Below are 13477 nucleotides of genomic sequence, written 5' to 3' on the forward strand. Positions count from 1 at the left end.
ACCGGTCACGGTGATGGTTTCGAGCTTCTTGGCCGAATCAGGGTTGGCCTGGGTGTCGCCCGCATCTTGTGCGTACACCGAACCCGCGACGGCGATGGCGCCCATCGCAAGGCCAAGACGGATGGCCGTCGACAGCTTGCTGTTTCCGAAATGCTTCACGTATTTACTCCCCTAAACGACGTGTTCGACTGAAAGTAAGGAGCCAGGCGTCGTCCTGGCTTTTCGAGCGCACAGGTCCCCGCGGCGCTGTCCGTGAAGACAGCCCCGTCGCCCCATAAATCAAGCATGAACTTGCGGATTCTCCTGCCGCCTGTCGTCAAACTTACGCAGCGTCATCACAAAAAGTCAACGAATTTCGTCAGGCCGACGTAAGCTGCATTGTAAACAATTGCTTACGCAGCTACTTGTGGGGCTGAAAACGCACCAAATTTCAATGAAACCTCTGCTTTCGGCGGGGGCTTACGTCGCTCATAAGGCAAGTTGGCGTCGCAAGAATGTGCCCACCCCCTGGGGCGACCGAAAACTTGCGACCGCCTTGCATGGCCCGGGCTTGCTCCGCCAAGGAGGCGCGGCCAGTACAGGAAAATCCGGCGACGGATCGGTCTCAACAAACCCGTCGTGACGAGAAGTGCAGGTCCAGCGAAGCTCGAATGGCGTTCGCCGAACCAGGTAGAGACGCTCGTCCCGCGCAACGACGCGAGCGCGTACGGCCGGGGGCGGACTTCATTGGGGCCTCGCCAGCGGCCCGACCGAAACGCGCTTTTACCGAGGGCTCGGGGACTTCGTGCTGGCGTGGTCGCTGGGTGCCTGGCGCTGCCCGTGATCGAGTCGCTGGCCTGCGCAACGGCCTCACCAACGCCTGCAGCTCGCTTTTCCAACCAAGTGGCGGCCGAATCACTGCCAGCTACGGCGACCGTCAGGAATACGTCCGGAAATTTCTCCAGTGCAAAAGTTCACTCGGATGCCGACGCTTTGGAGCCCTGCCATAGATAGACCTGGCTGCACAGTCGTGATGAACCACGTTGGAGGCAAGGGACTCCATGACCGACGCACCGTTACCACCGCACGCCTGCCCCGCGCCGGATTGGATCCAGGTCAGTGGAACGACGCCGAACTGTCCCTATGCTCGTATCACCTGAAGACTTTTCCTGGCGATACGCCAATTTCAAGCGATGCCATCGATCAAAGCCTATATGGCCGGCCCTGACGTGTTCCTGCAAAACGCCCGGGAGAGAGCCGACGAGGTACGTGCACTGTGCAGGCAATACGGCGTTGTAGCCTTGCTCCCTGCCGACAACGATGGCGAGGCCGCCGAAACTCAGGCGCCATCCGACGAAGCGCTGTCTCTCCAGATCTTCCGAAAGAATGTGGCTCTCATTGATCGGGCCGATCTGGTGATCGCCAACCTGGAACCGTTTCGCGGTCCTTCGGCGGACGTAGGGACGGTCTGGGAAATCGGCTATGCGTTCGCTCAGGGGAAGAAGATCTTCGCCTACTCATCGGCCATCTCCCATTACCTGAGCCGTGTCAGCCCGAAGCAGAGCCTTCAAGCGAAGGGCTGGGTCGACGAGGAAGGCATGCTGATCGAGAACTTCGGCTTGTTTGACAACCTCATGATCCACCACTCGCTGGATGGCGTCTTTCCCAGCCTGCAAGCCTTGCTGCTCTCCAAAGCGGTTCAAGCTCTTCTGGGCCACACGGTGCAACAGAGCGGTTGGGCGGGATAGGCCTGCGGGCAATGAAGGTGCGCCCTACCAAGGCAGCTGCGCGCCGCCGGCGTCAATGTCGCCGTCCTCCTCGAATTCTCTTTCCATGGCTTCCATTTCAGTCTCCGAGGGCGGCTTCTGGTCCCTGGTTTCGCCGTGGGACGGCGGAGGCGCCGGGCTGGCGATCTGTTCGCGAACGCGATCCAGCACGTAGCTGAAGAAGGGATTCGATGCCATGCGCATCATGGCGTCAATATTCAGCACGAGCGTCCCGCGCTCACCACGAGGTGTCTGGACGCCAAGATGGGTGCCGTAGAACTCATCCGGATTGGGTGTCGTTCCGTAGAGCGAATCGTCCAGCGGAAACGGCAGCGACACGTGCGACATGGAGAACACGCCGGGCGGGTAGTGCAAGGACAAGGGCCGTATGCGCTGCTCGGTCGTGTGGGGTGCGATGGTTATTTCCGCGATCTCGTTATCCGGCGGCACGCTCCCCAACACTGTGATGCGGAAGCGCTGCGGCCCGTTGGGCAGCACACGGGTCAGCGCGGTCGACGAAGACCTGCGCATCAGCACGTCAAACAAATGATCCCGATTGACGTCGAACAGCACGATCTCACTGCCGTTGTCAGGCAGCAGCCCGTACAGGGAGCGTATGACGGCACGTGTGCTCACCGTGAAGTCGACCACCGACTGGAAGGTCAATATGGGCGCGATATCGCCCAGTTCGTTGTCCCGCGCCAGGCGTTGCAGCTGGCCCTGCAGCGCGTCGGTGAGCCGATAAGCCTGGCGCGCACCGTTGACCGGGAAGGAGTTGTACTTGAACGGGTTGAATTCGGGGACCACGTCCAGCCATGAGGCCCGCGCAAACGGTGGCAACATGGCGGGCAAGCCTGCGATGCCGGCGAAACGGGCAAAGCGCGTGATGCCGATCATGGGCGATATGAGGATCAGGCGATCCGGCCGGGCGAGCCGATGGTCTTCGATCGCGTCGAGCGCGTATTTCAGCGCCAGCGAACCACCATTGGAGAATCCCACCAGGTGCAGAGGCGCATGGGGGTCGGTATGCGTGCGCGCTTCGCGCACCGCCAGTCGCGTTGCGGCCGCCCAGTCCTGCCATTGCACATGGCTGAGCCCGGCCGGCACCGTGCCATGTCCGGGCAGACGTATGGCGACGACGTAGAAACCGGCGTCATGGTAGACGCGGGCGATGTGGCGAAGGCTGTACGGCGAGTCGGTCAGCCCGTGCAGCAGCACCACGGCGCCGACAGGTGTTCCCGTCGGGGCCATCTGATAGGAGCGGTTCCAATCGGTGGCGAAATGCCCCGGGTAGATAGGGGCATTGGCGTAGTAACGATTGGTCGCAACCTGGTCGCTAGCCGGAAGCTTCTCGGTGACGTTGCGCCTCACCTGATCAAAGATCGCTTGTTCAGCGGCGAGGTAGCCTTTCCAGTCGGTGGCGTCGAGCTGAGCGGCGGTCAACTCGCGCGGCTCAAAGGTGTGCCAGGCGTGTAGTGGCGGGCCGCGCCACGCATCCCATGCGCGCATGCCGACCGCGGTGGCAAGCACCACCAGGAGCAGGATGACCAACCGCTTGAGAGCCCGAATGATCATGTCGTTTGAGGCCTACGGCGATGGACGACGTCAGCGTTGCCCGGACGATACGCTTCAACTCCCCTGCGCCGATGTTGCCATGCCGGGCGTCCGATGCGGAGATCAAAGCCTCCAAAACGTCCTCACGCACTACAGCGGCTCGACTCCTGGAGTCGACCTAACCGTGGAATGTGGCGACTCTCGGGGCCTGTACCCGTCAACTCACCAGACGCCAGGCCGCAGTGTCGCGAAGGCGCCCTGCCCGAGTGCGCATGAGGCGAGTGATGGCGAAGCCGACCGAGGTGCGCCCATGAAGATGTCGTCATGTCACTGCGCTGGCGGCGCCAGAGATCACGGCCACACCCCTGTCCGCGAACCCGTGAAGTCCCTTCTCGATTAATGGCGCCCAATGAGCCGACTTAGTAACGTCTTGGGCAAATCGTCGATTTACGATTTCCAATGACACGAATTACAAATGACCTGGCCTGAGAGCGACGATATCCAAGATATTCCGGCGAATGAACAAACTTAGGAAGTACTTAGAAAACCCCTGAAATATGGATGCCTGGTGACAAGAGTTACGAACGACTTAGCTCGAATCAGGCGAACCACGATAATCAGACGCGCGTCATTAACTTCGATAAAGAAGTCGATTATTTAATAATCCATTTGTTACGAAACTGTCATGCAGCCCTCCTAGCGTTGCAGGCCTTCACGCCTTATCAACAATCACAAGGGCTTCACATGACACCGCACTCCAGGGCGCTCCGTCTGCGCTCTCGCACGACGCTCGCTCTTTGCCTGGCTTCCGCGCTCGCAGCGCCCGTCTGGGCCGCCGATGTCGCGACGACCGACGTCGCTACCGGTACCGCGCTAACCCAGGGAACCGAGGGCAGTGGCCCCAGCGACAAGAGCGGCGCTGCATCGAATGTCACCGATCTCGGTTCGGTGAACGTGCAGGCGACCACCAGGAAGGACACCGCGGCGGCGGTGGCGCCGACGCAGGCTTCCTTGACGATCACGCAGCCGCAGTCGGTCATCAGCCGCGACTTCATTGAGAACTCGAAGTCGCCGGTCGCCGACTTTTCGTCGATCGCCGCGATTGCGCCGAGCGTGACCGGCGGCATCAGCTCGAACGGCCCGGGCCTTGGCGAAACCAAAAACAGCATTCGCGGCTTCCAGGACGGTCAGTTCAACATCACCTGGGACGGTATTCCGTTCGGTGACACCAACGGCCCGACGCACCACTCGACCGCGTACTTCCCGGCTTCGGTCATCGGCGCGGTGGTGGTCGAGCGCGGCCCCGGCACGGCGAGCGACATCGGCCAGGCGACGTTCGGCGGTTCCATCAACCTGCTGTCGCGCGAACTGCTCAACGAGCAGAACTTCGAGGCGTACACCGCCTACGGTACCTGGAACACCCAGCTCTATGGCTTTCACGCCGACACGGGCGCCATTTCCGCCTTTGGCGACACCAAGATCGGCGTGAACCTGCAGCATCAGAGCACCGATGGTGCTCGCACCGACAACTCGGTCAGCAGCAACAACGGCTCGCTGAAGATGGAAACGCCGCTCGGCGACAAGACGCTGCTCACGGTCAACCTGAACTACAACCGTGAATCCATGAACGCGCTGGACAAGGACAACGGCCTGACCATGGCGCAGGTGGCTCAGTGGGGCAAGGACTATTCGCTGAGCGGCAACTCCTTCCTGGCGAACTGCACCTGCTACAACCCGATCCAGAAGACCACGACGATGGACTACGTGCGTCTGCAGAGCGATCTGGGCAACGGCTGGGGCATCGACAACCAGACCTACTACTACGACTACACCAACAACACGATTTCCTCCAACACCGGCAACGTGCCGGGCAGCGGCCTGGGCAGCGTGACGAACTCGGCGGGCAAGAAGATCGCCAACCAGATGCCGGGCTACGTCAAGCTCAACGCATACGATGTGTGGGGCAACGTTTTCCGCGGCACCAAGCAGTTCGACGCCGGCCTGGCGCGCGCCGGTATCTGGCTGGAGTACTCGGACACGCACCGCGCCCAGTCGGACTACAACCTGCTGGACATGACGCCCAACTACGACCAGAAGGCCATCCCGGGCGTCATCAATGGCATCAACAACATCAAGTTCGACCAAAAGTCGAACTGGTTCATCACGCAGCCGTTCGCCGAATTCGAATGGTCCGTCACCAAGGACCTGACGGTGACGCCGGGCGTGAAGTACAACTCGACGAAGCTTGACGTGGACGCCCCGGTCAACCAGACCGCGCGCATCCCGATGAACTTCTCCAAGACGTTCGACGCCACCCTGCCCTTCCTGACGGCCAACTACAAGCTCAACGCGAACTCGGCGATTTACGCTCAGTACGCGCAGGGCATGCTGGTGCCGGACGTCAGCCTGTTCCAGAGCACCAATGCCACGGAAACCAACATCAAGCCGCAGCGCTCCACCAACTACCAGTTCGGTTACGTGCGCCAGACCGACCAGTGGGTGTTCGACACCGATGTGTACCTGATCGACTTCAGCAACAAGTTCGCCGTGGTTCCGGGCACCACTTCGCAGCCGGTCTACTACAACCAGGGCGGCGTGCGGTACAAGGGCATCGAAGGCCAGATCACCTACATGATCGGTTACGGCTTCTCGGCCTACGCCAACGGCTCGATCAACCGCGCGACCTCGAATTCGACTGGCCAGACCATCGCCAACGCACCCGACTCGACCGCGGCAGCCGGCATCCTGTACAACCAAGGCAACTGGAATTCCTCGCTCATCTGGAAGCGCACGGGCACGTACTATGCGCTCGATAACAACGCTTACAAGATGAACGCCGTGTCCCAGGCTGACTTCAACATCGGCTACACGTTCCTGCATCCGGGCCTCGGCGCCAAATCGCTGAAGGTGCAGCTCGGCATCTTCAACATCTTCGACAAGCAGGACCCGATCGCGGTCAACCCGGTCAACGCGACGGCTGGCACCGCCACCTACGGTCAAGCCAACGCCGGCGATACGTTCCTGTTCCAGGCGGCACGCAGCTTCATGCTGCAGCTCAAGGCCGACCTGTAATTGAGGCGACACCGGCCCCGGGGCGATAGCATCGCCTCGGGGCCTATTTTTTTGGACATCGAAGGGATGGGCCGCTTCGGAAGCGCCGCTATCCGGGCGTTCTCGCGACGATCCATTCAAGCGGCCAGCGCCGGCCGCCGTCACCAACGCCGCCGTGCCGCGCATCCCGCAGCGCTTCAAGGGAAAACCATGACGCATCAGGTCACGGCCCTACTCCAGTCGAACACCCGCTGACATCGAAGGTCGCATGACATCGTCCACCCTTTTCAGCCGCTTGGCCGCCGTCGCCCTGTCACTCGCCTTGTTCGGCTGCGCGCCGACCACCCGTACGGCGCACCAGGAAGCGCAAACGTTTTCCGCGTTCGTGGTGCTGGGCGAAAACGGCGTCCCCATGGCGCGCGTACTGACGTCTGCAGGGCAATGCCCCAAGCTGACCCTGGATGGCCGGGACACACCCATGCACGTGCGCGTGGGCGCGCAAATCATTCCGCAGCGACCGACGCGCTCCGCTCCCGAAGATTCCAAGCCCTCGGATTTTCCGCTGCTGACCTGCGAACTTGCGATTCCGCCACACACCATGACGGCGCAAGTCGAGGGCCGGACACTGCCGCTGCCGCGTGCGGAAATCAGGCGCATCGTCGTGATCGGCGATACGGGGTGTCGGCTCAAGAAGAGCGACCACGCCTTCCAGTCGTGCAACGACCCGGTGCAATACCCGTTCGCCAGGGTCGCCGCGGCCGCCGCGGCGTGGAAGCCTGACCTCGTGATCCATGTCGGCGACTATCTGTACCGCGAGAATGCCTGCGGCGCCGACCACCCGGGCTGCGCCGGGAGCCCCTGGGGTTACGGGTGGGATGCCTGGCACGAAGATTTCTTCACGCCGGCTGCTCCCCTGCTGCAGGCCGCGCCGTGGGTCGTGGTGCGCGGCAATCACGAATCGTGCGAGCGCGCCGGACAGGGCTGGTGGCGCATGATGGATCCGCGCCCGCTGGCGCCCGGCCGCGACTGCAACGACGCCGCCAACGACGACATCGGCGACTACAGCGATCCTTATGCCGTGCCGTTGGGTGGCGACGCCCAGGTGATTGTGCTCGATACGTCCAACACGGCCGGCAAGCCGATTCCTGAAGGTGACGTGCGCGCCGCGAAGTATCGCGACATGTACCGCAAGCTCGATGCCTTGTCGCAACAGGCGTCCTACAACATTGGCGTCAACCACCACCCCATCCTCGGCTTCGAAACGGCGCGGGATGAGTCGGGCAAGGTCAAGGTGCTGACCGGCAACCGTGGCCTGCAGTCGGTGTTTGGCGCGATCAATCCGCTGTTGCTGCCGCCGGGTGTCAGCGTGATGTTGTCCGGCCATGTGCACGCCTGGCAGGAAGTGAGCTACTCCACGCCGCATCCGACCCAGTTTATCGCCGGCTTCTCCGGCACGCAGGAAGACGTTGTGCCCTTGCCGGCGAGCCTGCCGGCCGATGCGACACCCGCCGCGGGCGCCGTTGTCGAACATCACAGCTCCTGGGTGGACGCGTTTGGTTTCATGACGATGGAGCGCAGCGGCGCCAGTACCTGGACCGTCAAGGTGTGGGACCCCGATGACCGTCTGGTCAACACGTGCCACATCGATGGGCGCAAGTCCCAGTGCGATCTGGACCTGGCGAAATAGCGGCACCGCCACGAAGGAACGCGAAAGGCGCGTTCCCTCTGGATAGCAGGGGGTCGCCATAGCCCGGGGCGCCCCTGGCCATTGGGGCCTCACTTGTAGCCGAAGCAAAACGAACCTGCGAACTCCTGTCGACGGCGATGGCGCCGCCGTCGACCGGGCAAGGTACGGCCACCCGGTCTGAACTCGTTCGAAACATTCGAACATCTCCGTCGCGCGCCTGGCACGTCATCGGGGTGGTCCGGACGCAATGTATCTCGAGCGCCGCCACAGGCGTTCATCGTCCACCTGCTGGAGAACCCACATGTCGCGTCTGAAAGATAAGGTTGCACTCGTCGTTGGCGCCAGTTCCGGCATCGGCCGGGCCACCGCCAAACTGTTTGCCGCAGAAGGGTCGAAGGTCGTGCTCGGTGCGCGCCGCGATACGGAACTGCAATCGCTGGTCGCCGAGATCGAGGCGGCCGGAGGTTTTGCCGTGGCCCTGGCGGGCGACGTCCGTTCCGAGGCCTACGCCAAGGCGCTGGTTGATCTGGCCGTGGCGCGCTTCGGACGGCTGGATATCGCCTTCAACAATGCCGGCACGCTGGGCGAGACGGGAACGAGTACTGACGTAAGCGAGGGTGGCTGGAGCGATACCCTGGCCATCAACCTCACCGGATCGTTTCTCGGCGCGAAGCACCAGATCGCGCAGATGCTGAAGAACGGTGGCGGCTCGGTGATCTTCACTTCCACCTTCGTCGGCCACTCCTTTGCGTTTCCCGGCGTCGCTGCCTATGCAGCCAGCAAGTCCGGGTTGATCGGGCTTACCCAGGCCCTGGCCGCGGAGTTCGGGCCGCAGAACGTGCGCGTGAATGCGGTGTTGCCCGGGGCTGTGGACACGGACATGTATCGGGACATGAACGATACGGCCGAATCCCAGGCATTCGTGACGAACCTGCATGCGCTCAAGCGTGTCGCCACACCGGATGAGTTGGCCCGCGCGGTGCTGTACTTCGCGTCCGACGACTCCGCCTTCGTCACCGGCACGGCGTCCCTGGTGGACGGCGGAGCCTCGATCACGCGCACATAACGGGCCCTGCCTTGAACTAAACCCTGGACGAGGTTGCCAGCGGCTTCGTCCATCCAGGGGAACCAGCCAGCCCAACCTTTTCTTAGGGAGTCATATCGATGATTCGCCTGTTTGTTATGGCGTGCCTGCTTGCGGGCCTCAGCCTTCCCGCCGCCGCAACCGTTCAACCCTTTCCTCCTTCCTTCAGGGTCCAGGATCTCAAGACAGACGGGGCCACCATCCATGTTCGCGTCGGCGGCAAGGGACCGGCGGTCGTCCTGCTGCATGGCTTCGGGGATACCGGCGACATGTGGGCGCCGCTGGCGACCGATCTGGCTCGCGACCACACCGTCGTGGTGCCCGACCTGCGTGGCATGGGCCTGTCCTCGCACCCGGAAGGCGGTTACGACAAACGGACGCAGGCCGCGGACATCCGCAGCGTGCTAACCCAGTTGGGCATCGACCACGCCGTCGTGGTGGGGCACGACATCGGCACCATGGTGGCGTACGCCTATGCTGCGCGTTATCCCGACAAGACGGATCGTCTCGTCGTCATGGATGCGCCCGTACCCGGCATCCCGCCCTGGGACCAGATCGTGCGCCTGCCCGCGCTTTGGCATTTCGACTTTGGCGGTCCCGACATGGAGCGCCTTGTTGCCGGCCGCGAGCGCATCTACCTGGATCGCTTCTGGGACGAGTTCGCCGGCGATCCTTCCAAGGTCGACGAAGCGACACGGCAACACTACGCCGAACTCTACGCCAGACCGGGCGCCATGCATGCCGCCTTCGCGCAGTTCCGCTCGATCCGGAAGGACACTGAAGACAACAAGGCCGCGATGGCGACCAAGCTCACCATGCCGGTGCTTGCCATCGGCGGCGAAAAATCATTTGGCGCGAACGAAGCCATCGTCATGCGCAATGCCGCCACCAACGTGACGGAACTCGTCATCCCCAATGCAGGGCACTGGCTGATGGAAGAGGCCCCGGGCGTAACCATTCCCGCGGTCCACCACTTCATTGATGGCAAGCCGCTGGACTCACCCGCAACGAAGTAAGGCACGAACCTGGTGAGCGTCCGCTTCGATCGGAAGCGGACGCTCACAGCTCCGGATTCACTCTGCGCGATGGAGTAGCCTGGAGGCGCCACGGCCTCTTGCCGGACAGGCCGATCACTTTCTCGAGCAAGGCTGATGCAGCCATCAACACCTGCCGAGTCCGACTGGCGCCCATCAAGCCGACGGCAACACCGTGAAGCGGTTACAGAGGAAGGTGTTTCCCGTGGCATCCTTGGTCTTGGCATAGGTGCTCTGGCGTAGCGTCAACACCTCGCCCTGAACGCAACGCTGGTCCTCATGCAGGAGGTCGGCGAAGCTGCCCGTACGCGGCGGCGTATCACCTTCCGCCCGCTTCTCTTCGCCGTAGCCAAGCCAGTAACTGACCCAGTCCGTCGGCTTCTTGGCGGCGTTTTCGCCCGACTTGCCTGCTTCGTACCCCAGGTCGTAGCTGGCGCGATCGATGGGTACGAACTTGAGCGCCGCCAGCGGCAAGGCGTTCTTCTGAGGATCTGGTTTCCTTTCTGGCTGCGCGTTCGCACTGTGGCTACGCAGCACCAGAAAACCTACGACGACAACGAGCCCAACCGTAGCCAACACCAAGCCTTTCGACTTCATAGAGTCTCCCCCCTCTTTGTTGGTAGATCATTTCAAACCGACGAGTGTGTCGTTTCGCTAACCCAATCTCTCTCCGCTTTCGGCTGCTGGCGCGGCGCCTAGGCCCAGGAAACGTCGACGACGTCGACTTCCATTCCCGGCGCAAAGGCAACCTCGTTGATTTCCTCGGCATGGATGACAGCCTCGGAATCGGCAGTTCGATGGCGCTGCGCCACTTCCGGCCAGTGTCGTGCAGCCAGATCGATGGCCTTTGAAAGCGCCGAATCCGAATCGTCCGCAGAGACGACGCCATAGAGCTCGAAGCTGCCGGTCCCATCAGGACGCAGAAATCCCTGCCCCACAGCCAACACTGACCAAAGCCCCATATTTCCCCCTGACTGTCGTCCGCCTTCCCCACAAAGGCGGACACACATGGATTCCCCTGTGCGCGCGGCGCCAAACTGTGTGGCAGCCAGCACTGGGCGCCGGCCCGTCCCCCTTGCGCCAGGCCGCGGTGCGCAATGCATCACACCGCGGACGCTCAGCCAGGCCGTCGCGGACACCTCGATATCACCCCGCCCAGGGGACCGCAATCGGAAGTTTTCCGATGACGGGCGCGCCCTGCGGCAAACGCGAGCGGATGGGCACACGAGGATCGCCGGCAAAAACCGTGACTTATCCGGACCTTGCCCTACTGCCCGCGTGGCGTGAACCAGGGCTTGTACGCCATCAGAAGAGGTGGACCGCCGAGGGCGCTGGCGCCGGATCGCTGCCCTTCCACATACGACAAAGGCCGCGCTGGCGGCCTTTGTTCATTCCTGCGATGACGAGCCCTTACACGATGGGTACCTGGTTGACGTTGTTCTTGGGATCCATCCAGAACGCCTCGTTCGCGAAGCGTCCGAAGATCTCCCGAGGAAGAATGGGCTGGCGCTCGACCAACTCCACTTTCGGTCGAACGGAGTGCAGGCCGGGCATGCCAACACGGGCATCGAACTCGTCCGCGTTGTATTCGATGCGGTCGAAGTCGTGTTCGAACCAGGGCTCGCCGAGGAACTGGTAGACCGCGCGCACGGCCGTGGCCGGATCACGCACCAGGTTTTCGTAGGTGAGCATCAACAGGTGGTCTTTCGCGAACTGGCCGTAAAACGCCTCCTTGGTGGCCTGGTAGGCAAAGCCCACCATGCCCCGGGGGTCGGTCAAGGCCTCGATGCGCGAATACACCGTGGTATTGGTGTCGAAGCGGAACACCTTGCTGACGCTGACCGGCTGCTTCTGGACCAGTCGCTCCATGCTGTCCAGCACCCAAGCCAGCTGGCGCACGCAGGCAATGACCTTCACTCCGGGGAACAGCGTGTTGAGCAGCTGCATCCGGCTGCACCACAGGCGACTGGTGTCAAACACCACCTCGGAGCCGCCCTGGACGGAATAGAAGTTCTCGACCAGTCCGCGCAACAGCGCGACGCGCTGCTCATCGGAGACATCAAACGAAAAATCGTTCTTGCTGCTCGCCTCGGCGATTACCACGCCCATGATGTCGGCCAGCGGGCTGGTCATGCCCGCGCGGAAGCGTGGATTCTGGTTGAGGATCGCAGCCAGCAGCGTGGTGCCGGAGCGCGGCAGCCCGGAAATAAAGTGGAACTTCCGTGGCGGGTTGCTGGCGTCTGGCGTGACTGGCATGCAAGTACTCTCCTTTCGATCGGTGTCGTGTGCTGCAGCATAGCGCCCTGTTCAGGGCGCGGGAGCCGTTGATGCGCGCATGCGCATTTCGTAGCTGACTTCGACCATGCGTGCATCTCCCTTGCCCAGCACGCGAAGCAGAAGTTCTTCGGTGGCGCGCTTGCCCATTTCCCGCACGGGCTGGTGAACCGTAGTCAGGGGTGGCCACACCTGCGTCGCGATGGTGGTGTCGTCGAAGCCGCAAATGGAAATGTCGCGAGGGACCGACACCCCGGCCTCCGATGCGGCCCAGATGGCGCCGACGGCCATGTCGTCGTCGGCCGCAAAGATCGCCGTCGGTCGCTGTTTCAGCGCGAGCAACTTGCGAGCCGCGGCCACGCCGGATTCGAAGGAAAACTGGCCTTGAACCATGTATGCCGGGTTTTCCTTCAACCCCGCGCGCTGCAGGCCGTCACGGAAGCCGGCAAGGCGCCAGATGCCTGCGCCGTGCTTCGGATCACCCATGATGTGGGCGATGCGGCGATGACCCAGCGACACCAGGTGTTCCACCATGGCTGCCGCCGCTTCGCGCTCACGCAGCATCACGCCGATGCAGCCCTTGGGTTGGCGCGGGGCAATCGAGGCGAACGGCAGGTCACTCTCACGCAGGTAATTGAGCAGTTTCGCATGGTCGGTGATGGGCGGCGTAAGGATCAGTCCATCCGGCTGGTGCCGCGACAGGATGCCCTCGACGCGCTCGACAAAGTCGCGCGCCGTCGAGACCAGCGGCTGCACCATCATGCTGTACTGCCGCGCCTCGCACGCCTCCAGCACGCCCGCCTGGACTTCCATGATGTAGCTCGGGGACAGGTTGTCGTAGAGCAGGCCGACCATGAACGAGCGGTTGGTCGCCAGGCTGCGCGCCGAGGTGAGCGGCCGGTAGTTGAGTTCGGCTACAGCCGCCAGTACCCGCTCCCGGACCGAGTCGCGCACGTTCGGCTCATTGTTGAGCACGCGCGACACGGTCTTTTTCGAAGTGTCAGAGGCACGGGCGACATCGTTGATGGTCACGCGTGACATGGATGCC

At 62.6% G+C, this 13477-nt stretch carries 10 protein-coding genes; 5 read left to right on the forward strand and 5 right to left on the reverse strand.

The features are described from left to right. Nucleotides 1-1172: 1172 nt before the first annotated feature. Nucleotides 1173-1727, forward strand: a complete 555-nt coding sequence (locus tag DVT68_RS09765) for a nucleoside 2-deoxyribosyltransferase (protein ID WP_114824879.1) — start codon at nucleotides 1173-1175, stop codon at nucleotides 1725-1727. A gap of 24 nt (nucleotides 1728-1751) precedes the next feature. Here DVT68_RS09765 and DVT68_RS09770 read toward each other — a convergent pair whose 3' ends face one another. After that, nucleotides 1752-3320, reverse strand: a complete 1569-nt coding sequence (locus DVT68_RS09770; RefSeq protein ID WP_114824880.1) for an alpha/beta hydrolase — start codon at nucleotides 3318-3320, stop codon at nucleotides 1752-1754. Between the two features lie 723 nt (nucleotides 3321-4043). Between DVT68_RS09770 and DVT68_RS09775 the strand changes: the two genes are divergently transcribed. From DVT68_RS09775 to DVT68_RS09790, 4 genes are all read left to right on the forward strand, one after another. Further along, nucleotides 4044-6371: a TonB-dependent receptor gene (locus DVT68_RS09775; RefSeq protein ID WP_158543487.1), complete on the forward strand. Its 2328-nt coding sequence runs from the start codon at nucleotides 4044-4046 to the stop codon at nucleotides 6369-6371. 247 nt (nucleotides 6372-6618) lie between these two features. Further along, on the forward strand, nucleotides 6619-8037 hold the full coding sequence (locus DVT68_RS09780; protein ID WP_114824882.1) for a metallophosphoesterase family protein: 1419 nt from the start codon (nucleotides 6619-6621) through the stop codon (nucleotides 8035-8037). Nucleotides 8038-8338: 301 nt separating this feature from the next. Continuing rightward, on the forward strand, nucleotides 8339-9103 hold the full coding sequence (locus DVT68_RS09785; RefSeq protein WP_114824883.1) for an SDR family oxidoreductase: 765 nt from the start codon (nucleotides 8339-8341) through the stop codon (nucleotides 9101-9103). A 98-nt stretch (nucleotides 9104-9201) separates the two neighbouring features. Next, nucleotides 9202-10137: an alpha/beta fold hydrolase gene (locus DVT68_RS09790; RefSeq protein ID WP_114824884.1), complete on the forward strand. Its 936-nt coding sequence runs from the start codon at nucleotides 9202-9204 to the stop codon at nucleotides 10135-10137. A 174-nt stretch (nucleotides 10138-10311) separates the two neighbouring features. Here the strand turns inward: DVT68_RS09790 and DVT68_RS09795 are convergent, their stop codons facing one another. From DVT68_RS09795 to DVT68_RS09810, 4 genes are all read right to left on the reverse strand, one after another. Next, nucleotides 10312-10752 carry a hypothetical protein gene (locus tag DVT68_RS09795; protein ID WP_147281702.1) on the reverse strand — a complete coding sequence of 147 codons (441 nt, stop codon included), beginning with the start codon at nucleotides 10750-10752 and terminating at the stop codon, nucleotides 10312-10314. Nucleotides 10753-10850: 98 nt separating this feature from the next. Next, nucleotides 10851-11117 (reverse strand): hypothetical protein, encoded by a 267-nt coding sequence (locus DVT68_RS09800; RefSeq protein ID WP_147281703.1) that lies wholly within the window; start codon nucleotides 11115-11117, stop codon nucleotides 10851-10853. Nucleotides 11118-11565: 448 nt separating this feature from the next. Continuing rightward, nucleotides 11566-12411, reverse strand: a complete 846-nt coding sequence (locus tag DVT68_RS09805) for a sulfotransferase family protein (RefSeq protein ID WP_114824887.1) — start codon at nucleotides 12409-12411, stop codon at nucleotides 11566-11568. A 51-nt stretch (nucleotides 12412-12462) separates the two neighbouring features. Next, a complete protein-coding gene (locus DVT68_RS09810) occupies nucleotides 12463-13470 on the reverse strand; it encodes a LacI family DNA-binding transcriptional regulator (RefSeq protein ID WP_114824888.1) in 1008 nt (335 codons plus the stop codon). Nucleotides 13471-13477 lie beyond the last annotated feature (7 nt).

This window comes from Dyella solisilvae (assembly GCF_003351225.1).
Lineage (GTDB): Bacteria > Pseudomonadota > Gammaproteobacteria > Xanthomonadales > Rhodanobacteraceae > Dyella > Dyella solisilvae.